This is a genomic window from Citrobacter farmeri (genome assembly GCF_019048065.1).
GTDB lineage: Bacteria > Pseudomonadota > Gammaproteobacteria > Enterobacterales > Enterobacteriaceae > Citrobacter_A > Citrobacter_A farmeri.
Map to the genome: position 1 here is coordinate 363981 of NZ_CP077291.1, position 22208 is coordinate 386188.

Below are 22208 nucleotides of genomic sequence, written 5' to 3' on the forward strand. Positions count from 1 at the left end.
AGCACACACTTGTTGTCTTTTGCGATACTCTGAGAAAGGTAAAATCGAGGCACGACGCCTCTCAAACACATAAAAAACATCGCAAACAGGGAACGCATGGAAATCTTCTTCACAATACTCATCATGACCCTTGTGGTCTCGCTGTCTGGGGTATTTACGCGTGTATTGCCCTTCCAGCTCCCCTTACCCCTCATGCAGATTGCTATCGGCGCGCTATTGGCGTGGCCCACCTTTGGTCTGCATGTCGAGTTTGACCCCGAACTGTTTCTGGTTCTGTTTATCCCGCCGCTGCTGTTTGCTGATGGCTGGAAGACGCCAACGCGAGAATTTCTTGAACATGGGCGAGAGATATTTGGTCTCGCGCTGGCGCTGGTTGTCGTCACGGTGGTCGGGATAGGGTTCCTGATTTACTGGGTGGTGCCGGGTATTCCGCTGATACCTGCCTTTGCGCTGGCTGCCGTGCTGTCGCCGACCGATGCGGTGGCCCTTTCCGGTATTGTCGGCGAAGGCCGCATACCGAAGAAAATCATGGGCATCCTGCAGGGCGAAGCGCTGATGAACGATGCCTCCGGCCTGGTGGCGCTGAAATTTGCCGTCGCCGTGGCGATGGGGACGATGATTTTTACCATCGGCGGTGCGACCGTGGAGTTCTTCAAAGTCGCGATCGGCGGCATCCTGGCTGGGTTTGTGGTGAGCTGGCTATATGGTCGCTCACTCGGGTTCCTCAGCCGCTGGGGCGGTGACGAACCTGCCACGCAGATCGTCCTGCTGTTCCTGCTGCCGTTTGCCTCTTATTTGATTGCTGAACATATCGGTGTGTCGGGCATCCTGGCAGCCGTCGCAGCGGGGATGACCATCACCCGTGCAGGCGTGATGCGCCGCGCGCCGCTGGCGATGCGTCTGCGCGCCAACAGCACCTGGGCGATGCTGGAGTTTGTCTTTAACGGCATGGTGTTCCTGCTGTTGGGCCTGCAGTTGCCGGGCATTCTGGAGTCCTCTCTGGTGGCGGCAGAAGCCGATCCGAACGTTGAAACCTGGATGCTGTTTACTGATATCGTACTGATTTATGCGGCGCTGATGCTGGTGCGTTTCGGCTGGCTGTGGACAATGAAAAAATTCAGCGTGCGTTTTCTGCACAAGAAGCCGATGGAGTTTGGTTCCTGGTCCACGCGTGAGTTGCTAATCGCCTCCTTTGCGGGGGTTCGCGGGGCCATCACCCTGGCGGGTGTTCTGTCTATCCCGCTACTGCTGCCGGATGGTAACGTCTTCCCGGCGCGCTACGAACTGGTCTTCCTGGCGGCTGGGGTGATTCTGTTCTCGCTATTTGTCGGCGTCGTGATGCTGCCGATTCTGCTGCAACATCTGGAAGTAGCCGATCATTCTCAGCAACTGAAAGAGGAACGGATTGCCCGCGCGGCGACGGCAGAAGTGGCGATTGTCGCGATCCAGAAAATGGAAGAGCGTCTGGCGGCGGATACCGAGGAAAATATCGATAATCAGCTCCTGACCGAGGTGAGTTCTCGCGTCATCGGTAACCTGCGGCGTCGTGCTGACGGGCGTAACGATGTCGAAAGTTCGCTCCAGGAAGAGAACCTGGAACGCCGCTTCCGCCTCGCGGCGTTGCGTTCAGAGCGGGCGGAGTTGTACCACCTGCGCGCCACCCGCGAAATCAGCAATGAAACCCTGCAAAAATTACTGCACGATCTCGACCTGCTGGAAGCGTTGCTGAACGAAAATCAGTAAAACCGTCGTGTTGCCTGATGGCGCTGCGCTTATCAGGCCTACGATTTAGCGTAGTTTGTAGGCCGGATAAGGCGTTAGCCGTCATCCGGCGGTACGATGTTTATCGGTCAGCCGAGGTTAACCAAAACCCTTCACAACAGGACAGCCACGCTTTGGCGCTGTGGGAGAGATACACCCCTTCGCGCCAAATCATCCCTAACTGCCAGCGTAACTCGCTTTCCAGTGGGATCCAGCGCAGCGTATTTTTATCCAGTCGCTCGCAAATGGGCTCCGGCAGAACGGCGATCCCCACTCCTGCCTGTACCATCGCCGCCAGAAAGTCCCACTGCCCGCTGCGCACCGCGATACGCGGCTTCACCCCATGCTCACTGAACAACTGCATCAGTTGGCGGCTCAGGGCAAAATCCTCGTTGTAGATCAACAGTGGATGTTCGGCCAGCGCTTCTGGCGACACGGACTGGCAGGCTGTCCACTGACCGGAGCGCGGCACCAGCACGCAAAGGGGATGGCTGAATATCGGTAACGTCGCCAGACCGCTCTCTTCCTCCACGGGCAGTGCGGTCATCGCAACATCCAGTTCCCCGTTCATCACCGCCTGCTGCACCGTCAGGCCGCCAAACTCAGAAACCTTAAGCTCCACGCCGGGGTAACGCTGGCGAAACAAGCCGATCGGTCCGGCCATCAGCATGCCAACCATTGGCGGGATACCGAGCCGCAGCAGTCCTTTATTAAGGTGGTTGATGTCGCCCAGCTCAGCTTCCAGTTGGCGAAATTCGGCCAGAATCGCCAGCCCGCGTTCGAACACGACGCGACCGGTGTCGGTGAGCAACAGTTTCCGACCATCGCGGATCAGCAGCGTGCAGTTCAGCTCATCTTCCAGGTTTTTCAGCATCTTGCTGATGGTCGGTTGGGTGACAAAAAGCTTCTCCGCTGCGCGGGTGAAGCTCTGTTGGCGCACCACTTCAACAAAATAACGCAGCGTTCTGATATCCATGAGTATTCCTTCCGACTATGCCTGTAATGATTTTAATTCATTTCAGTCATCGACGGGGTCTCTCTATACTGGCGTTCCATATTATTTTTCAGGATGTTCCCTCATGGCTGTGGCGATAAGCCGCGTTACGCCTGCCGTTATGCAACGACTCCAGGTTCCGGTTCAGGTACTGCTGTATGCAGGTTTGTTTATCGTTGCGCAATATCTTGTCTCCTGGCTGCATCTGCCGTTACCGGCCAATCTGGTGGGGATGATGCTGATGCTGGTGCTGATTGTCTGCCGCATTCTTCCGTTGCGCTGGGTTCGCGCCGGGGCGCGCTGGCTGCTGGCGGAGATGCTGTTGTTCTTTGTTCCGGCGGTGGTGGCGGTTGTGAACTATGCCCATCTGCTGCTGGTGGATGGCTGGCGGATTTTTTCGGTCATTGCAATCAGCACGCTAATGGTGCTCGGTGCAACGGCGTGGGTGGTGGATAAAGTCTATCGCTATGAGATAAGCAGGGTAAACCGTGACTAATCTCCAGCTCAGCGTGCTTTGTCTGGCGATCACGCTGATTATCTATTTCGCCAATAAACGTCTGTACCGTCGTTTTCGTAAGCTGCCGCTGATGCCGCTGGTACTCACGCCCGCGCTGCTGGTGTTGATACTGGTGTTTGGTCATATCTCCTGGCAAAGCTACATCGGCGAATCCCACTGGCTGCTGTGGCTGCTTGGCCCGGCAACGATCGCCTTTGCGGTGCCGGTTTACGACAATGTTGCCATTATCAAACGTCACTGGATGTCGCTGACCGCAGGCGTGGTGACGGCAACGGTGGTCGCGGTGACCAGTTCAGTCTGGCTGGCACGCTTGTTTACCCTGCCGGACGAAATTCAGCGCAGTCTGGCGGTACGGTCGGTGACTACGCCGTTTGCTCTGGCGGCAGCTGAACCGCTGGGCGGGCAACCGGATTTAGTGGCGCTGTTCGTGGTGGTGACCGGCGTATTTGGCATGGCGGTCGGCGATGCGCTGTTTTTACGTCTGTCGATTCGCGAAGGGATGGCGAAAGGCGCTGGGTTTGGCGCGGCTTCGCACGGGGCCGGGACGGCGCGCTCGTATGAGCTCGGCCAGCAGGAGGGCGTGGTCGCCAGCCTGGTGATGATGCTTTCCGGTGTGGTGATGGTGCTCGTTGCCCCGCTGGTGGCAAGACTGATGTTCTGAGAAAGGATCCCCGGCCAGATTGACCGGGGACGAGTACGTTGGTTAGTGGGCGCGACCTTGCTCGACGCCGAAGCCCGTCTGGGAACGGATGAACTGAGCACGGAACTGCTCGCGCTCGCGATTCCCTTCTGTCGAGTTATCGGTGGCAGAGAAGAACCAGATCCCAATGAATGCCACGGTAATGGAGAACAGCGCCGGGTATTCATACGGGAAGATCGCTTTTTCGTGGCCGAGGATTTGTACCCAAATAGTGGGGCCAAGCACCATCAGCACCACGGCGGTCAGCAGACCCAACCAGCCGCCCAGCATCGCACCACGCGTGGTCAGTTTCGACCAGTACATGGAAAGCAGGATGATCGGGAAGTTACAGCTCGCAGCGATTGCAAACGCCAGACCGACCATGAAGGCGATGTTCTGATTTTCGAACAGCACGCCGAGAATGATGGCGATGACGCCCAGCACCAGAACGGTGATTTTCGACACCCGCAACTCTTCACGTTCGGTCGCACCCTTGCGGAACACGTTCGCGTAGAGATCGTGAGAGACCGCAGAGGCGCCCGCCAGCGTCAGACCGGCGACGACGGCCAGAATAGTGGCGAACGCCACCGCTGAAATAAAGCCGAGGAACAGGTTGCCGCCCACCGCATTCGCCAGGTGTACCGCTGCCATGTTATTCCCGCCAATCAGCGCGCCCGCCGCATCTTTATACGCCGGATTTGCACCAACCAGCATAATGGCGCCAAAACCGATGATGAAGGTCAGGATGTAGAAGTAACCCATAAAGCCGGTGGCATAGAACACGCTCTTACGCGCTTCGCGGGCATCGCTGACCGTGAAGAAACGCATCAGGATATGCGGCAGACCCGCCGTACCAAACATCAGGCCGAGCCCCAATGAGAGCGCAGAGATTGGGTCTTTCACCAGCCCACCCGGACTCATAATCGCAGAGCCTTTCGGGTGGACCGCCATCGCTTCGGTGAACAGGTTATTGAAGCTAAAGCCCACGTGCTTCATTACCATAAAGGCCATAAAGCTGGCGCCGAACAGCAGCAGTACGGCTTTAATGATTTGTACCCATGTCGTTGCCAGCATGCCGCCGAACAGCACGTACATCATCATCAGCACGCCGACCAGCACCACCGCGACGTGATAGTTCAGACCGAACAGCAGTTCAATCAGTTTGCCCGCACCGACCATCTGTGCAATGAGATAAAGGGCAACGACCACCAGTGAACCACAGGCCGACAGAATGCGGATCGGACCTTGCTTAAGACGATAGGAGGCCACATCGGCAAAGGTATAGCGCCCGAGGTTACGCAGACGTTCGGCGATCAGAAACAGGATGATCGGCCAGCCCACGAGGAAGCCCAGCGAGTAGATCAACCCGTCATAGCCGGAAGTAAACACCAGCGCGGAGATCCCGAGGAACGACGCCGCCGACATGTAATCGCCCGCAATCGCCAGTCCGTTCTGGAAACCGGTAATATTCCCGCCAGCCGTATAGTAGTCACTGCGTGAACGTACGCGTTTGGAGGCCCAGTACGTAATACCCAGCGTAAAGACGACGAAAATCAGGAACATGATAATCGCCTGCCAGTTGGTCGGCTGGCGTTGTACCGCACCGCTAATGGCATCCGCCGCGTTGGCCGCGAAGGGTAGTGTGGCGGCAAGCGCCGTCAGGACTCTCTTCATGATGCGTTAACCTCGCGCAGTACTGCATTGTTCAGACGGTCGAATTCGCCGTTCGCCCGCCAGATATAGATGCCGGTCAGAACGAAGGAGATCAGAATCACCCCCACGCCAATCGGAATACCCCGGGTGACGCTGGTGCCCTCGTGAAGCGGGGTTCCCAGCCAGCCAGGCGCAAAGGCAATCAGTAGAATAAAGCTGATATAGACCACCAGCATGATGATCGACAGTATCGTGGCAAACCGTTGCCTTTTTTCAACTAACTCCCTGAAACGCGCATTGTCTTCTATCCGCTGATAAATGGTGTCATTCATCACAGAGTCTCCAGAGGTTCCCTTCGTCATTCACGCCGCAGGCAAGACCTGACTGCTGTCGTAGTCCTGCAACGCGAAATCCTTTGGGGAGGTTTTATCATTTCCCTCTCTCATGTAGAGAAAGGGTAGGGGGTATTGTTTATTTTGCCGGATGGCGGCTAAAGCCTTATCGGGCCTACAAAGGTTGCTGAACCTGTAGGCCCGATAAGCTTTGCGGCATCGGGCATTTCAGGGTTATGAAGGCATCGCGATGGCCTGCTTCTCTTCGAGCAGTTTCTCTACCACGCCAGGATCGGCGAGGGTCGAGGTATCGCCCAGATTGCTGGTATCGCCCGCCGCAATCTTGCGCAAAATACGGCGCATGATTTTGCCGGAACGGGTTTTCGGCAGTGAGTCAGTCCAGTGCAGCACATCTGGCGTTGCCAGCGGGCCAATCTCTTTACGTACCCAGTTGCGCACTTCGGCGTACAGTTCAGGGGAGGGTTCTTCGCCGTGGTTCAGCGTCACATAGGCATAAATCGCCTGGCCCTTGATGTTGTGTGGAATACCGACCACCGCCGCTTCGGCGATCTTCGGATGCGCCACCAGCGCGGATTCAATTTCTGCCGTGCCCAGACGGTGGCCCGAGACGTTCAGCACGTCATCGACGCGACCGGTGATCCAGTAATAACCGTCTTCGTCACGACGAGCGCCGTCGCCGCTGAAGTACATGTTTTTAAAGGTTGAGAAGTAGGTTTGCTCAAAACGTTCGTGATCGCCGAACAGCGTACGCGCCTGTCCCGGCCAGGAGTCGATGATCACCAGGTTGCCTTCGGTGGCCCCTTCTTGCGGATGACCTTCGTTGTCTACCAGCGCCGGTTGCACGCCGAAGAACGGACGGGTGGCGGAGCCGGCTTTCAGTTCGGTCGCGCCGGGCAGCGGGGTGATCATGAAGCCACCGGTTTCGGTCTGCCACCAGGTATCCACCACCGGGCATTTTTCATTACCGATTTTCTTCCAGTACCACTCCCATGCTTCCGGGTTGATGGGTTCGCCAACCGAACCCAGAATGCGCAGCGATGAGCGGTCAGTGCCCTCAATCGCCTTGTCGCCTTCTGCCATCAGGGCGCGGATCGCCGTCGGCGCGGTATAGAGAATGTTGACCTTATGTTTATCCACCACCTGGCTCATACGCGCCGGGGTTGGCCAGTTCGGCACCCCTTCAAACATCAGCGTGGTGGCGCCGCAGGCCAGTGGGCCATACAGCAGATAACTGTGTCCGGTGACCCAACCCACGTCGGCAGTACACCAGTAGATATCGCCCGGATGGTAGTCAAACACATACTTAAAGGTTGTTGCGGCATACACCAGATAGCCGCCGGTGGTGTGCAGCACGCCCTTTGGTTTACCGGTGGAGCCAGAGGTATAGAGGATGAACAGCGGATCTTCGGCGTTCATTTCCGCAGGCTGATGCTCGACGCTGGCCTTGTCAATCAGGTCGCTCCACCACAGGTCGCGACCTTCCTGCCATTCAATGTTGCCGCCAGTGCGCTTCAGCACAATGACATGCTCGATGGTTTTCACGTTCGGGTTTTTCAGCGCATCGTCGACGTTTTTCTTCAGCGGAATGCTGCGACCGGCACGTACACCTTCATCAGCGGTGATAACCAGCTTCGAACTGGAATCAATGATGCGACCGGCGACGGCTTCCGGTGAGAAGCCACCGAAGATCACCGAATGGACGGCACCAATGCGGGCACAGGCCAGCATTGCGACAGCGGCCTCTGGCACCATCGGCATATAGATCGCAACCACATCGCCTTTTTTAATGCCCAGATCCTGCAGCGTATTGGCGAAACGGCAGACATCGCGATGCAGTTCGCGATAGCTAATGTGTTTGCTCTGCGAGGCGTCATCGCCTTCCCAGATGATAGCGGTACGATCGCCATTTTCCTGTAGGTGACGATCGAGACAATTCGCCGCCAGGTTCAGCGTGCCGTCCTCGTACCATTTGATGGACACATTGCCCGGTGCGAAAGAGGTGTTCTTCACTTTCTGGTATGGCTTGATCCAGTCGAGAATTTTTCCCTGCTCGCCCCAGAAGGTATCTGGCTCGTTAATAGATTGTTGGTACTTCGCTTCGTACTGCTCCGGATTAATCAGGCAACGATCCGCAATGTTTGCGGGAATAGCGTGTTTGTGAATTTGGCTCATGGCTTTTGTTCTCCTTGTAGGATGTTAATAATATGTCTCATAAACGTTAAATGTAGGGGCTTTGGCAGTTTTGTTTAGGTTTTGCGCGACAGATCACGCAATACAGGAATTGTGCAAATTAGCGGCAATACGTTTTTTGAAGGAAACCAACAAAAGTTGCCAAAATCTTTCCGTTACAGAGGGTTATGTTAATTTTTCCAGAAAGGCGATCGGGGTCGAAAAATGAGAAAGGAGTAGAGCAAAAACGGCTTGACTAACTCTAAAGTGGTATTTTACATGCACTTACAATTGATTAAAGACAACATTTTATGTGTGGTTTTTTGTTACATCTGGAGAGGGCAATGTCATGGCGGTGTGTGTGGTTATCGTCATGGATAGAATAAAAAGAACCGTCATTGAACATAATGGCGCAATCTGGATGAGACCTCTATGGCAAGGATTACACTACGCGCACGCCGTTTCTTCAGCCTGGTCGTACCGCTGTTTTTCATTTCTGCGGTTTATGCTGAGCAAACGCCCGAACCCGCAAAGACTGTTACCGTTGAAGCGAAGAATGAAGTCTTCGCTCCTCAGCATCCCGATCAATACCTTTCATGGAAAGCCACCTCAGAACAATCAAAACGTGAAGACGCATTAGCGGAAGATCCCCGTCTGGTGATCCTGTGGGCGGGATATCCGTTCTCCCGTGATTACAACAAACCGCGTGGGCACGCCTATGCGGTGACCGATGTACGCGAAACGTTACGTACCGGTGCACCAAAGACCGCTGAAGACGGCCCATTACCGATGGCCTGCTGGAGCTGCAAAAGCCCGGACGTGGCGCGTCTTATCCAGAAAGACGGTGAAGACGGCTACTTCCACGGCATGTGGGCGCGTGGCGGTCCGGAAGTCGTTAACAACCTGGGCTGCGGCGATTGCCACAACACGGCGTCACCTGACTTCGCGAAAGGTAAACCTGAGCTGACGTTGTCTCGTCCGTACGCTGAACGCGCAATGGAGACCATCGGCAAGCCGTTCGATAAAGCCGGTCGTTTCGACCAACAGTCGATGGTTTGCGCGCAGTGCCATGTGGAATACCACTTTGACGGCAAAAACAAAGCCGTTAAGTTCCCGTGGGACGACGGCATGAAGGTGGAGGACATGGAGAAATATTATGACGCCATTACCTTCGCAGACTGGACCAACTCGCTGTCAAAAACGCCGATGCTAAAAGCGCAGCATCCGGAATATGAAACCTGGAGCGTCGGCATTCACGGCAAAAACAATGTGACCTGCATCGACTGTCACATGCCGAAAGTGCAGAACGCCGATGGCAAACTCTATACCGATCATAAGATTGGCAACCCGTTCGACAACTTCCCACAGACCTGTGCGAACTGCCATACCCAGGACAAAGCTGCCCTGCAAAATGTCGTTGCTGAGCGTAAGAAGGCGATCAATGGGCTGAAAATCAAGGTTGAAGATCAGCTGGTACATGCTCACTTTGAAGCGAAAGCGGCCTGGGATGCGGGCGCAACGGAAGCGGAAATGAAGCCGATTCTGAGCGATATCCGTCACGCGCAGTGGCGCTGGGATCTGGCCATTGCTTCCCACGGTATCCACATGCACGCTCCGGAAGAAGGCCTGCGGATGTTAGGCATCGCGATGGACAAAGCCGCCGATGCCCGGACGAAACTGGCGCGTCTGCTGGCAACCAAAGGCATCACCCATGAAATAGCGATACCGGATATCTCCACCAAAGAGAAAGCCCAGGCGGCCATTGGTCTGAACATGCAGCAGATTAACGCCGATAAGCAGGACTTTATCAAAACGGTGATTCCGCAGTGGGAAGAACAGGCGCGTAAAAACGGTTTGTTAAGCCAATAACCTCAATTTGCCGGATGACAGCGCCAGCGCTTTATCCGGCCTACGGAAGTCTTGTAGGCCTGATAAGCGTAGCGCCATCAGGCATTATGCAACGGAGTGAATATGAGCGTATTCCGTTCGTTATTAACTGCTGGGGTGCTGGCGTCAGGTCTGTTATGGAGCCTGAGTGGGATAACCGCCACGCCAACGCCACAGGAATCTGAACGCTGGACGGTCACCCAACAGCGTAGCCCGGATGCCGCGTGTCTGGACTGTCACAAGCCGGATACTGAAGGGATGCATGGTAAGCATGCGTCCGCGACCAATCCGAACAATAAACTGCCGGTGACGTGTACCAACTGTCATGGCAAGCCATCGCCTCAGCACCGTGAAGGGGCGAAGGATGTGATGCGCTTTAACGAGCCGATGTATAACGTGGAGCAGCAGAACAGCGTTTGTCTGTCCTGTCACCTGCCTGAGCAGTTGCAGAAAGCGTTCTGGCCGCACGATGTCCACGTGACTAAAGTGGCCTGCGCCAGTTGTCACTCACTGCATCCGAAGCAAGACACGATGCAGACGTTAAGCGATAAAGGACGGATTAAGATTTGCGTCGATTGCCATAGCGATCAGCGCAACAATCCGAACTTTAACCCGGCGTCTGTTCCTTTGCTTAAGGAGCATCCATGAGTTGCTCTCGTCGCCAGTTCATCACCGGCGTCGGCGCGCTGGTGGCCGTCAGCGGTACTGCAGGACGCGTGGTGGCGAAAACGTTGAATATCAACGGGGTGCGATACGGCATGGTGCATGATGAATCACTATGCATCGGCTGTACCGCCTGTATGGATGCCTGCCGGGAGGTGAACAACGTGCCGGAAGGGGTGTCGCGACTCACCATCATTCGCAGCGAACCGCTGGGCACGTTTCCGGATGTGAAGTACCGCTTCTTCCGCCATTCGTGCCAGCACTGCGATCATGCGCCGTGCGTTGACGTCTGCCCGACCGGGGCATCGTATCGCGATGCCGCGAATGGCATTGTGGACGTAAACCCGGATCTCTGCGTTGGCTGTCAGTACTGCATCGCCGCATGTCCGTATCGTGTGCGCTTTATCCATCCGGTCACGAAAACGGCGGATAAATGCGATTTCTGCCGCAAAACCAACCTGAAAGCGGGCAAACTGCCGGCCTGCGTCGAGTCCTGCCCGACGAAGGCGCTGACGTTTGGCAATCTGGACGATCCTGACAGCGATATTTCCCGGCTGCTGCGGCAGAAAACCACCTATCGCTACAAGCTGGCGTTGGGTACCAAACCGAAGGTCTACCGCATTCCCTTTAAATATGGGGAGGTGAGCCAATGACAAACGCATCTGCTTTCCACTTTGAATCGCTGGTGTGGGACTGGCCCATCGCCATCTATCTGTTTCTGATCGGTATCTCTGCCGGACTGGTGACGCTGTCGATCCTGTTGCGCCGTTACCATCCTGAAGCGGGCGGAGCGGACAGTACCCTGCTGCGCACCACGCTGGTGGTGGGGCCGGGGGCGATTATTCTCGGTCTGCTGATTTTGATCTTCCACCTGACACGTCCCTGGACTTTCTGGAAGCTGATGTTCCACTACAGCTTTACGTCGGTAATGTCGATGGGGGTGTTGCTGTTCCAGTTGTACATGGTTGTGCTGATTGTGTGGCTGGCCATCATCTTTCAAAAAGAGGTCATTGCGCTGCAACAGCGTTGGTTCCCCCGTCTGGGACTGGTACAGAAGGGGCTGACGCTGTTAACGCCATTCAACCGTGGACTCGAAACGTTGATGCTGGTGCTGGCAGTACTGCTGGGCGCCTACACCGGTTTCCTGCTTTCGGTGCTGAAATCCTATCCGTTCCTGAATAACCCGATCCTGCCGGTGCTGTTTCTGTTCTCCGGGATCTCTTCGGGTGCGGCGGTGGCGCTGATCGCAATGGCATTACGTCAGCGTGGTAACCCGCACAGTGCCGAGGCGCACTTTATTCACCGCGTGGAAACCCCGGTAGTGTGGCTGGAGATCTTCCTGCTGGTCGCCTTCTTTGTGGGGCTGGCTCTGGGAGATGACGGCAAAATGCGCGCGCTGTCGGCGGCGCTGGGCGGAGGCTTCTGGACCTGGTGGTTCTGGATCGGCGTCGCGGGGCTGGGACTGATCGTTCCGCTGCTACTGAAACCCTGGGCCAGTCGTGGTTCGACGTTTCACGGTGTGCTGGCGGTATGTGGTGCCAGCCTGACGGGCGTACTGTTGCTGCGCTTTTTCATTCTTTATGCTGGACAGCTCACGGTTGCATAAGCCTGGCTGTGAGGGAAAGGTGATTTCTGGACGTACTCCTTCCTGAAGCCGGTTTTCTGGCGCTGTTATTAAGTCTCGGGGTCAACGTGTTGACCCCGCTTGCCGTGCTGGCAGGTGAACGCCTGCGCTGGCAGGGCGTAATGCGTCTGGCCTGCGCGGGTGTCTGGGCGCAATTTGCGTGCCTGCTGCTCGCCTTCTTGATTCTGGTCTTCTGCTTTCTGATCAGCGATTTCTCGGTACTCTATGTGGCGCAACATAGCCACAGCCTGTTGTCGTGGGGACTCAAACTGGCGGCGGTTTGGGGCGGTCACGAAGGGTCGCTGTTGTTATGGGTACTCTTCCTGTCCGGCTGGAGCGCGCTGTTTGCCTGGCGTTATCGCCGCGAATCGGATCCCCTGTTCCCGCTGACGCTCAGTGTACTCTGCACGATCGCTGCTTTTCTGCTGCTGTTTATCGTGTTCTGGTCCGATCCGTTTGTCCGTATTTTTCCGCCGGCAATAGAAGGGCGCGATCTCAATCCGATGCTGCAACATCTGGGGCTGATCCTGCATCCGCCGTTGCTCTATCTCGGTTACGGCGGTCTGATGGTTGCTGCCGGCGTGGCGCTGGCCTCGCTGTTGCATGGAGATTTCACGAAGATGACGGCCTGGGTGTGCTGGCGTTGGGCGCTGCCAGGCTGGTGTGCGCTGACGCTCGGTATCATTCTCGGTTCCTGGTGGGCGTATTGCGAACTGGGGTGGGGAGGCTGGTGGTTCTGGGACCCGGTGGAAAACGCCTCTTTATTACCCTGGCTTTCCGCCAGCGCGCTGTTGCACAGCCTGTACGTGTCGCGTGAACGCGGCAGTTTCCGCCACTGGTCGCTCCTGCTGGCGATCGTCACGCTGATCCTCTCTTTGCTGGGCACGCTGATTGTCCGCTCCGGCATTCTTGTCTCTGTCCACGCCTTTGCGCTGGATAACGTGCGTGCCATGCCGCTGTTTGCCCTCTTTGCCATTCTGAGTCTGGTCTCGCTCGGCCTGTACGGCTGGCGGGCGCGAGCCAGCCAACAGACAGTCCCTTCTGGCGGCTGGTCGCGCGAGATGCTGATTCTGGCGGCGCTGTTGCTCTTTTGCGCGGTGCTGCTGATCGTGCTGATTGGTACGCTTTACCCGATGATTTATGGCCTGTTGGGTTGGGGACGACTCTCCGTGGGCGCACCTTATTTCAACCGGGCAACCTTACCATTTGGCCTGTTGATGCTGGTAGTGGTGGTTATCACCATGATCCGAAGCCGGAAGGGGTCTGTACGCCGCCAGCTTCCGGCGCTGCTGGCACACGCTGGCGTGCTGGTTTTTGCGGCGGGGATCCTCTTCTCCAGCGGCAGTCGCCAGGAAATAAGCCTCAACCTGAGTCCGGGCCAACAGGTTGAACTGGCGGGTTACACCTTCCGCTTTGAACGGCTGGAGCTGGCTGCAAAAGGGAACTATACCACCGAAAAGGCGCTTATTACGCTGTGGCAGGGCGACCAACGGAAAGGCAGCCTGACGCCTGAGCGGCGCTTTTATTCCGCCCGCCGCCAGCAGATGATGGAGCCTGGCATTCGCTGGGATCTGCTTCACGACTGGTATGCGGTGATGGGGGAGAAAACCGGCGAGGAGCGGTATGCCATGCGTCTGTACGTGCAAAGCGGTGTGCGCTGGATCTGGGGGGGCGGACTGTTGATGATTGCTGGGGCGCTGTTCAGCGGCTGGCAGGGGAGAAAGCGTAATGCGTAGTTTTTTCGTCATGATGCTCCTGCTGATGTGTCTCAATCCGACTTATGCCCAGATTGTTGATACCTGGGTCTTTGATAACCCGCAGCAGCAGGAAAAGGCGCTGTCTATCGCCAGTCAGTTACGCTGTCCGCAGTGTCAGAATCAAAACTTACTGGAATCCAATGCGCCGGTTGCAGTCAGCATGCGCCATCAGGTCTATACGATGGTGGCAGAAGGGAAAAATGAAGCCGAAATTACCGCCTGGATGACCGAACGGTATGGTGATTTTGTTCGCTATAATCCGCCGCTCAATGGACAAACCCTGCTGTTGTGGGCGCTTCCGTGCCTGCTGTTGCTGCTGGTGGGCGGGGTGCTCTGGCGGGTCAGTACGCGTCAACGCAAAGAGGAGGACGAACCATGAGTTTACCCGAACGTTCCGACGCCCCTTTCCGTCCATTGCCGGTGAAATGGCTGGCGCTGACCGTTGCGCTGATGGTCATCGTTTGTATCAGCGGCTACCTGCTGTCGCCAAAATGGCAGGCCGTGCGTGACGAACAACGACGGCTGGCCGATCCGCTGCATGAATTTGCTGAAACATCGACGCCGGAAGCCCAGTTGCTGGCCCTGCAAAACCAGATTCGCACCAACCCGCAGGACAGCGAAAAGTGGGCGCTGCTCGGCGAGTATTATCTGTGGCGTAATGATTACGATAATGCGTTGCTTGCTTATCGTCAGGCACTGCGTATCCGTGGGGAGAATGCGGAGATCTATTCGGCGCTGGCGACCGTGCTCTACTACCAGGCCGGGCAACACATGACGCCGGCGACCCGTGAGATGATTGACAAGGCGCTGGCGCTGGATGCGTCGGAAGTCACCGCATTAATGCTGCTGGCGTCGAATGCATTTATGCAGGCGGATTACAAACAGGCGATTTTGCAGTGGCAAAAAGTCCTGGATTTGAATTCACCGAGGGTGAATCGTGTACAACTGATCGAGTCGATTAATATGGCGAAGTTGTTACAGAATCGGCAGAAATAATTTAGTGATTTGCGTCATTTGACTGTTTAAAAAACAGGCAAATGAACCTCAGGGCTAAAATAATTCCTGAAAGTTATAATTCAAAAAAGCAGATTTAAAAATCTTTCCATAACAAATAGTTATGCAACGCAAACCCGATAAATTCGCGTTATTATGCATTATTTCAGCGAAAAGCCCTGTTCTTAAAGGGTTGCGCAAGATGCCCTGCAAATGGTACTGATTATGCGCGTTAAAAAACTCTACAAACCAACGCAACACAATTCATACCCTTTCAGTATGTAACCATTCCTGTTTTTTTACCGGAATGGCGCTCCATTGAGGAAGTCCGTCGTTATGAAAAGTTTTAAACTCAGCCTGGCCTGGCAGATCCTGATTGCCATGGTGCTGGGCATCTTACTCGGCAGTTATCTGCATTATCACAGCGACAGTCGCGAATGGCTGATTGCAAACCTGCTCTCTCCGGCAGGGGATATCTTTATCCATCTGATTAAAATGATCGTTGTGCCGATTGTGATCTCTACGCTGATTGTCGGGATTGCCGGTGTCGGTGATGCGAAACAACTGGGACGTATTGGCGCGAAAACGATTCTCTATTTCGAAGTGATCACGACCATCGCCATTATCCTCGGGATTACGCTGGCGAATGTGTTTCAGCCGGGATCCGGCATTGACATGTCGCAACTGGCGACCGTGGACATTTCGAAATACCAGAACACGACGGCAGAAGTGCAGAGCCACGCGCATGGCCTGATGGGCACCATTTTGTCGTTGGTCCCGACGAACATTGTTGCTTCCATGGCGAGAGGCGACATGCTGCCTATTATCTTCTTCTCGGTGCTGTTTGGTCTGGGACTTTCCTCACTGCCGGCAACGCATCGTGAGCCGCTGGTGACCGTGTTCCGTTCTATTTCCGAAACCATGTTTAAAGTGACGCACATGGTGATGCGTTATGCGCCGATCGGGGTATTCGCGCTGATTGCCGTGACCGTGGCGAACTTCGGTTTTGCCTCACTGTGGCCGCTGGCGAAGCTGGTACTGTTGGTTCATTTCGCGATCCTGTTCTTCGCGCTGGTGGTGCTGGGTATCGTTGCGCGCATTTGTGGGCTGAGCATCTGGATCCTGATCCGTATTCTGAAAGACGAGTTGATTCTGGCGTACTCTACCGCCAGCTCCGAAAGCGTTCTGCCGCGGATTATCGAGAAGATGGAAGCCTATGGCGCGCCAGCCTCGATCACCAGTTTCGTGGTGCCGACCGGTTACTCGTTTAACCTCGACGGCTCGACCCTGTACCAGAGTATTGCCGCGATCTTCATCGCACAGTTGTACGGTATCGACCTGTCGCTGTGGCAGGAAATCGTGCTGGTGTTGACGCTGATGGTGACATCGAAAGGGATTGCTGGCGTGCCGGGCGTCTCCTTCGTGGTACTACTGGCAACGCTTGGTAGTGTGGGGATCCCACTGGAAGGCCTGGCCTTTATCGCGGGTGTGGACCGTATTCTCGACATGGCGCGTACTGCGCTGAACGTGGTGGGGAATGCGCTGGCGGTACTGGTTATCGCCAAATGGGAACACAAGTTTGACCGTAAAAAAGCGCTGGCGTATGAGCGCGAAGTGCTGGGCTCATTCGATAAAACCGCCCAGTAACGGTTAGCAGATTGCCTGATGACGACGCTCACGCGTCTTATCAGGCCTACACATCCTTTGTAGGCCTGATAAGCGAAGTGCCATCAGGCAATCCTCCATCCGGCAATTCGATTCATCCGTTCGTCAACTTCTCAAACTCCTCGCAGCCGGTATCGAACCCCTCGCTACAGCTCAGATTTAACCAGTGCAGCGCCTTCTGTTTATTCTTCTCAATAAAGCCCTGTTCACCGTTCAGAAACATCATTCCCGCCCAGTATTCGGAATAGCCGGTACGGGAGATGGCAGAGCTGCGTTTGAAGTACCAGGTTGCTTTATCATCGTCTGCCTGAATCCCTACGCCGTTAGCATAAATCAGACCGAGCAACATCTGCGCATCTACGGCAACATCGCTCTCCAGATTTTCAGAAGCGTTTTGCAGCAGGGAAATGGCTTTGGGGTAATCGGGTCTACCGGCCTGAGTATTGACCAGAATGCGCGCCAGCGTAATTTCGCCCGCTTTACTGCCCGCCTGGGCGGCCTTTTCGGCCAGCATTTTCGCTTCCGGGTAATCCAGACTGACCGGGTTAGTGATCTTAATTTGCGCCAGCAGCGCACAGGCATCCGCATCGCCATTGTCAGCGGATTTCTGCGCCCAGTATTCAGCTTTGCTCAAATCGCCGAAGCTAAACCAGCTGTCAGCAAGGTAATATTGCGCGCGTTTGTCACCTGCCTCTGCGGCCTGCAAATACTGGCTTCCTGGCTCAGGATCGGCAGCACGGGCAAAGAATGTCATCAATAACATCAATGCAAGAAGTGGTTTCATTATTAAGTTTTAATTAGGGTACGGAATCGACAGTATAAAGAGATCGTATGGATAAAAAAACAGCCTCCAGGGTGGAGGCTGTTGAGATGCATCAACGTTGTGGTTAACCCATTGCGGTTTCGCGCAGACGGGTCTTCAGCTTGTTGTACTCATCAATCACGTACTGCTCTGCGGCGGATTGATTGGCAATCGGCTCCACGCGCACGGCACAATACTTGTACTCCGGCGTTTTGGTAATCGGGCTTAAGTTCTCGGTCACCAACTCGTTACAGGCGCCAATCCACCACTGGTAGGTCATATAAATCGCCCCTTTGTTAGGGCGTTCACTGACCTGCGCGCGGGTGATAATTTTGCCTTTGCGCGAATGAACCCAGACAAGCGCTTCATCCTCAATGCCCAGACGCGCCGCGTCGGCCGCGTTGATTTGCGCATAGCCCGGTTCGTCTGCCAGCGCGGCCAGGGCCGCACAGTTACCGGTCATCGAACGACAGGAGTAGTGGCCGACTTCACGCACCGTCGACAGTACCATCGGGTATTCGTCGGTGAGTTTATCGATCGGCGCGACCCAGTCGCAGGTGAAGAATTGTGCCATGCCGTTCGGGGTATCAAATTTTTCTTTAAAGAGATAAGACGTCCCCTGGTCGGCGTCCGACGTATCGCGGCAAGGCCACTGGATGTAGCCCAGTTCGCCCATTTTCTCGTAAGTCACACCGTAGAAATCCGGGCACAGATGACGCAACTCATCCCAGATCTCCTGGGTGTTGTTGTAGTGCATCGGATACCCCATCCGGGTGGCGATCTCACTGATGATTTGCCAGTCGGTTTTCAGATCCCACTTTGGCTCAACGGCTTTAAAGAAGCGCTGGAAGCCACGGTCAGCGGCGGTAAAGACCCCTTCATGCTCGCCCCACGACGTCGACGGTAAAATAACATCCGCCGCCGATGCGGTTTTGGTCATAAAGATGTCCTGCACGATGACCAGTTCCAGATCCTCAAAGCCTTTGCGCACCGCTGAGAGTTCCGCATCGGTTTGCAGCGGATCTTCACCCATGATGTATGCCGCGCGCACTTCGCCATGTGCCGCCCGGTGCGGCAGCTCGCTGATGCGATAGCCGGTGTGCGCAGGCAGACTGTCCACGCCCCAGGCTTTGGCGAATTTCTCGCGGTTAGCCGGATCTTTCACATACTGATAGCCCGGATAGGTATCCGGCAGCGCACCCATATCGCACGCGCCCTGAACGTTGTTCTGGCCACGTACCGGGTTAACGCCCACGCTGGGCTTACCGAGGTTGCCAGTGAGCATTGCGAGGCTGGTCAGTGAACGTACGGTTTCCACGCCCTGATAGAACTGGGTCACACCCATGCCCCACAGGATGGTCGCGTTTTTCGCCCCGGCATACATCCGCGCCGCCTGTCGAATCTCACTCGCGCTGACGCCGGTGATGTCCTCGACAGACTCCGGCGTATAGCCTTCAACAATCTTGCGGTACTCTTCAAAACCTTCCGTACGCGAGGCCACAAACGCCTGGTCGTACAGGTTTTCTTCAATAATGACATGGCCTATCGCATTCAATAGCGCGATATTCGAGCCGTTTCGTAATGCGATGTGCATGTCGGCAATGCGCGCAGTTTCAATTTTGCGCGGATCGCAGACGATAATTTTCGCCCCGTTACGTTTCGCGTTAATCACATGATTCGCCACAATAGGGTGGGAATCTGCCGGGTTGTAACCGAAGATAAACACTAAATCGGTGTTATCAATTTCGTTAATTGCATTACTCATTGCGCCGTTACCGACCGACTGGTGCAGACCTGCAACCGATGGGCCGTGTCAGACGCGAGCGCAGCAGTCAACGTTATTGGTTCCAATAACGGCGCGCGCAAATTTTTGCATGATGTAGTTGGTTTCATTCCCGGTGCCACGCGACGAGCCGGTCGTCTGGATGGCATCAGGGCCGTATTTCGCTTTGATGGCGCTCAGGCGTTCGGCGACGTAGTTCAGCGCTTCATCCCAGGAAACAGATTCCAGTTTGCCGCCACGCTGGCGACGAATCATAGGGGTTTTCAGGCGCGGGGTCAGGATCTGGGTATCGTTAATAAAATCCCAGCCGTAATAGCCCTTCAGACACAGAGTACCCTGATTGGTTTTCCCCTGCGCCGCCTCAGCCCGGACGATTTTGCCGTTATCGACCACCAGGTTGATTTTGCAACCTGATGCGCAATACGGGCAAACCGTGACGACTTTTTTCATCGGTCTCGCTCCAGTTAATCAAATCGCGCATACACGCTTGTCGCCCTGAGTATGCATCTTTTATGCCACATTTTAATTGGGGGCTTTCCCTGATATTACGGGTAATTTTTGGACAAAACCCTGACGAAAAACAGGCTGTCGTCATATTTGACGTGACGATTTCCCGTGAATGACAACAAATCGCTCCGCGCTGTGGCGGGGTGTACTGGCAGGATAAGACGCCGCGCCGGGAACACCTGTGGGGATGGCCCTGACTGAATTTGAGATTCCTCCTCTGGTTGCATGAAGTTGCGTTGACTAACGTAGAATGCGTCCCCTTTTGAGGCTGGTTTTATGAAACGCACTCCGACGCTCTTTTTATTCAGCCTGCTGTCGCTGGCTACCGTGCCGGCACAGGCTGATATTATTGATGATGCCATTGGCAACATTCAGCAGGCGATCAACGATGCCTATAAGCCTGACAGCGGGCGGGACTACGAGGATTCGCGTGACGACAGATGGCAGAACGACATGAGCGACGATCGCCGCAGACAGTATGACGACCGTCGCCGTCAGCTTGAGGACAGACGTCGTCAACTGGACGATCGCCAGCGCCAGCTCGATCGCGAGCGCCGCCAACTGGAAGATGAAGAGCGTCGAATGGAAGAGGACTACGAGCGTTAATCCACGACAATCTGCATCCCGTCATAGCCCGCTTCAAATCCGTTCGGGAGCGGGTTATCCATCAGCCAGACGTCAAACTGGTGGCTGATATGAGTAAGGATCACCTGCGGGCAGTGAATCACCTCATTGAGTGCCATCACCGCGGTTAAATCACTGTGATTGCGCGGTGGTTCCGGGTGCGGCGCATGGCTACAGTCGATGATGATAACCTGCGGTTGATTGTTGAGCAGAAAGGTGAGCGTTTTATCGGGCAGCCCGGCGGTATCAGACAGCCACGCCACGCGGCTGTGCGCCGTTTCCAGAAGATAACCCAGCGTCAGCTTTGAGTGATTCAGCGGCAGCGGTGTGACCTGTAATCCCTGTAACTCAAACACCACAAACGGCTCGACGGTGTGGCTAAAGTCCAGAATGCCGGGGTGTTTAAACAGATCGTCGCAACCCTGTTCGTCCGCCGGGCCGTACACCGGGATGGATGCCCCAACGCCCCAGCGCAGCGGAAACAATCCCTGGACGTGGTCCATGTGATAGTGGGTGAGTAAAAACTGTCGGAAGCTACCCGCCGGCCAGTCGTCCATCAGGTGCGGTATGCCCGCATCCAGCAGCGTCACCGTATCGTTGAATTTGACCACGCCGCTACACGGGCGTCGGCGATACGATTCCTGCAAACGCGCGCGACGACAGGCGGCGCAGTCGCAGCCAAATGCCGGCACGCCTTGCGCACCGCCCGTGCCGCTTAGTGTAATGGTCAGACTCATCGTCACTCCCCTTGTCGTATCGTGCCGGATGGCGACGCGAGCGTCTTATCCGGCCTACGTACCTCACAATGCTTTTGTGAAGCGAAAATGGCTCTGTTCGTAGCCTTCGCGCAGATAAAAACGGTGGGCGTCATGACGCTTCACGCTGGTGGACAGCTCCGTCATCTCCGCACCCGCTTTGCGGGCTTCCTGTTCCGCCCATGCCAGGAGCTGGCTGCCGATTTTCAAACCCCGCACCTGCGGCATCACCACCAGTTCCTGAATCTCACCAATCCAGTTGGCGTGATGTAAATGATATTGCAGGTGCAGGCCAATCAGCCCAACCGCCTGACCGTCAAGCAGCGCTAACTGATAGCGCAGTCGGGCATCCTGCAAATTCGCGGTGAACCCGGCGCGAAAGGCCGGGTAATCAAACGAGGCTTGTTTCAGTTCGCAAACGAGCGCGTACACGGCCTCGGTGTCTTGCGCCGTGGCGCGACGAAGTTCACAGGCAGACATGGCGTAGCTCCTTGCGTCCCATTAACGCTAGCAGTGTATCAACGGACTGGCGCAAACTGCCGTCATTATTCAACGTATGGCAATCAAACGGGGCATAGCGGGCGGCGCGTTCGAGACGCGCGGCGATCTCTGTTTCGCTTTCTCGCCCACGCGCTTGTAAGCGCTGGCGCAAAATCTCAGGGGAGACCTGTAAACAGACCGGCAGCAGCGCCGTACCGTAGCGCGCCTGCGCCTGGGGAAGGTGCGCGCGTGAACCGTTGACCACCACATCGAAGCCACCGTTGAGCCAGAGATCGATCTCCACGCCGACGCCATAGTAAAAGCCGTTAGCATGCCAGCTTAGCGCCAGCAGGTTATGTCCGGCGCGGGTGAAAAACTCCTGTTCGCTCAGGGCTACATGATTCTCGCTCCCGGCGTTAGCCGCACGGGTGATGTAACGATGCGCCACCAGCAGTTGCGCATGTTCCTGCTGACGGAGCTCCGTCAGCAAACTGTCCTTTCCGGAGCCGGACGGCCCCATCAGCCAGATCAGCTTTCCCATA

The 22208-nt window shown here is 55.7% G+C and carries 20 protein-coding genes and 1 pseudogene; 12 read left to right on the top strand and 9 right to left on the bottom strand.

Annotated features, from left to right (window positions below):
• The first annotated feature begins 96 nt into the window (after nucleotides 1-96).
• Nucleotides 97-1743: a Na+/H+ antiporter gene (locus I6L53_RS01655; protein WP_042321126.1), complete on the top strand. Its 1647-nt coding sequence runs from the start codon at nucleotides 97-99 to the stop codon at nucleotides 1741-1743.
• 100 nt (nucleotides 1744-1843) lie between these two features.
• On the opposite strand, the gene I6L53_RS01660 is transcribed toward I6L53_RS01655, so the two are convergent.
• Nucleotides 1844-2737, bottom strand: coding sequence for a LysR family transcriptional regulator (locus tag I6L53_RS01660; RefSeq protein ID WP_042321128.1), 894 nt, complete (start codon nucleotides 2735-2737; stop codon nucleotides 1844-1846).
• Nucleotides 2738-2840: 103 nt separating this feature from the next.
• Between I6L53_RS01660 and I6L53_RS01665 the strand changes: the two genes are divergently transcribed.
• Together I6L53_RS01665 and I6L53_RS01670 are read left to right on the top strand one after the other, a co-directional pair.
• A complete protein-coding gene (locus I6L53_RS01665) occupies nucleotides 2841-3251 on the top strand; it encodes a CidA/LrgA family protein (RefSeq protein ID WP_042321131.1) in 411 nt (136 codons plus the stop codon).
• Entirely contained in the window at nucleotides 3244-3933 is a 690-nt protein-coding gene (locus I6L53_RS01670; RefSeq protein ID WP_042321133.1) for an LrgB family protein, read from the top strand. Before I6L53_RS01665 ends, I6L53_RS01670 begins: the two co-directional genes overlap by 8 nt.
• A 42-nt stretch (nucleotides 3934-3975) precedes the next feature.
• On the opposite strand, the gene actP is transcribed toward I6L53_RS01670, so the two are convergent.
• The 3 genes from actP to acs all read right to left on the bottom strand — a co-directional run bounded on the left by actP (nucleotide 3976) and on the right by acs (nucleotide 8129).
• A complete protein-coding gene (gene actP / locus I6L53_RS01675; protein ID WP_042321136.1) occupies nucleotides 3976-5625 on the bottom strand; it encodes a cation/acetate symporter ActP in 1650 nt (549 codons plus the stop codon).
• Nucleotides 5622-5936, bottom strand: a complete 315-nt coding sequence (locus I6L53_RS01680; RefSeq protein WP_042321140.1) for a DUF485 domain-containing protein — start codon at nucleotides 5934-5936, stop codon at nucleotides 5622-5624. The genes actP and I6L53_RS01680 overlap by 4 nt, the downstream gene beginning before the upstream one ends.
• Nucleotides 5937-6170: 234 nt before the next feature.
• Nucleotides 6171-8129, bottom strand: a complete 1959-nt coding sequence (acs, locus tag I6L53_RS01685) for an acetate--CoA ligase (RefSeq protein WP_042321143.1) — start codon at nucleotides 8127-8129, stop codon at nucleotides 6171-6173.
• A gap of 429 nt (nucleotides 8130-8558) precedes the next feature.
• On the opposite strand from acs, the gene nrfA reads away from it, so the two are divergent.
• The 8 genes and pseudogenes from nrfA (at nucleotide 8559) to gltP (ending at nucleotide 16697) form a co-directional block, all read left to right on the top strand.
• The gene (nrfA, locus tag I6L53_RS01690; RefSeq protein WP_042321145.1) at nucleotides 8559-9995 is read left to right on the top strand and encodes an ammonia-forming nitrite reductase cytochrome c552 subunit; all 1437 of its coding nucleotides are present in this window, start codon (nucleotides 8559-8561) and stop codon (nucleotides 9993-9995) included.
• Nucleotides 9996-10097: 102 nt separating this feature from the next.
• A complete protein-coding gene (gene nrfB / locus I6L53_RS01695; protein WP_042321146.1) occupies nucleotides 10098-10661 on the top strand; it encodes a cytochrome c nitrite reductase pentaheme subunit in 564 nt (187 codons plus the stop codon).
• On the top strand, nucleotides 10658-11329 hold the full coding sequence (nrfC, locus tag I6L53_RS01700; protein ID WP_042321149.1) for a cytochrome c nitrite reductase Fe-S protein: 672 nt from the start codon (nucleotides 10658-10660) through the stop codon (nucleotides 11327-11329). Before nrfB ends, nrfC begins: the two co-directional genes overlap by 4 nt.
• Nucleotides 11326-12282, top strand: a complete 957-nt coding sequence (nrfD, locus tag I6L53_RS01705; RefSeq protein ID WP_042321151.1) for a cytochrome c nitrite reductase subunit NrfD — start codon at nucleotides 11326-11328, stop codon at nucleotides 12280-12282. The genes nrfC and nrfD overlap by 4 nt, the downstream gene beginning before the upstream one ends.
• A 26-nt stretch (nucleotides 12283-12308) precedes the next feature.
• Complete coding sequence (locus I6L53_RS01710) at nucleotides 12309-14036, top strand: heme lyase CcmF/NrfE family subunit (protein ID WP_072015722.1); 1728 nt, start codon at nucleotides 12309-12311, stop codon at nucleotides 14034-14036.
• Between the two features lie 40 nt (nucleotides 14037-14076).
• Nucleotides 14077-14436 (top strand): annotated as a pseudogene (gene nrfF, locus I6L53_RS23735) (heme lyase NrfEFG subunit NrfF); the annotation flags it as partial.
• Nucleotides 14433-15053 (top strand): heme lyase NrfEFG subunit NrfG, encoded by a 621-nt coding sequence (gene nrfG / locus I6L53_RS01720; RefSeq protein ID WP_042321158.1) that lies wholly within the window; start codon nucleotides 14433-14435, stop codon nucleotides 15051-15053. The pseudogene nrfF and the gene nrfG, both read left to right, overlap by 4 nt.
• A gap of 333 nt (nucleotides 15054-15386) precedes the next feature.
• Nucleotides 15387-16697, top strand: coding sequence for a glutamate/aspartate:proton symporter GltP (gene gltP, locus I6L53_RS01725; protein WP_042321160.1), 1311 nt, complete (start codon nucleotides 15387-15389; stop codon nucleotides 16695-16697).
• Nucleotides 16698-16809: 112 nt separating this feature from the next.
• Here the strand turns inward: gltP and yjcO are convergent, their stop codons facing one another.
• Both yjcO and fdhF read right to left on the bottom strand, forming a co-directional pair.
• The gene (yjcO, locus tag I6L53_RS01730) at nucleotides 16810-17499 is read right to left on the bottom strand and encodes a Sel1 family TPR-like repeat protein YjcO (RefSeq protein WP_042321162.1); all 690 of its coding nucleotides are present in this window, start codon (nucleotides 17497-17499) and stop codon (nucleotides 16810-16812) included.
• Nucleotides 17500-17602: 103 nt separating this feature from the next.
• Entirely contained in the window at nucleotides 17603-19750 is a 2148-nt protein-coding gene (fdhF, locus tag I6L53_RS01735) for a formate dehydrogenase subunit alpha (RefSeq protein ID WP_084196605.1), read from the bottom strand.
• A gap of 333 nt (nucleotides 19751-20083) precedes the next feature.
• Between fdhF and yjdP the strand changes: the two genes are divergently transcribed.
• Entirely contained in the window at nucleotides 20084-20413 is a 330-nt protein-coding gene (gene yjdP / locus I6L53_RS01740; protein WP_042321166.1) for a DDRRRQL repeat protein YjdP, read from the top strand.
• On the opposite strand, the gene phnP is transcribed toward yjdP, so the two are convergent.
• From phnP to phnN, 3 genes are all read right to left on the bottom strand, one after another.
• Nucleotides 20410-21168: a phosphonate metabolism protein PhnP gene (phnP, locus tag I6L53_RS01745; RefSeq protein WP_042321169.1), complete on the bottom strand. Its 759-nt coding sequence runs from the start codon at nucleotides 21166-21168 to the stop codon at nucleotides 20410-20412. The genes yjdP and phnP overlap by 4 nt on opposite strands.
• Nucleotides 21169-21231: 63 nt before the next feature.
• Nucleotides 21232-21666, bottom strand: a complete 435-nt coding sequence (gene phnO, locus I6L53_RS01750; protein ID WP_042321170.1) for an aminoalkylphosphonate N-acetyltransferase — start codon at nucleotides 21664-21666, stop codon at nucleotides 21232-21234.
• Nucleotides 21653-22207: a ribose 1,5-bisphosphokinase gene (gene phnN / locus I6L53_RS01755; protein WP_042321173.1), complete on the bottom strand. Its 555-nt coding sequence runs from the start codon at nucleotides 22205-22207 to the stop codon at nucleotides 21653-21655. The genes phnO and phnN overlap by 14 nt, the downstream gene beginning before the upstream one ends.
• Nucleotide 22208 lies beyond the last annotated feature (1 nt).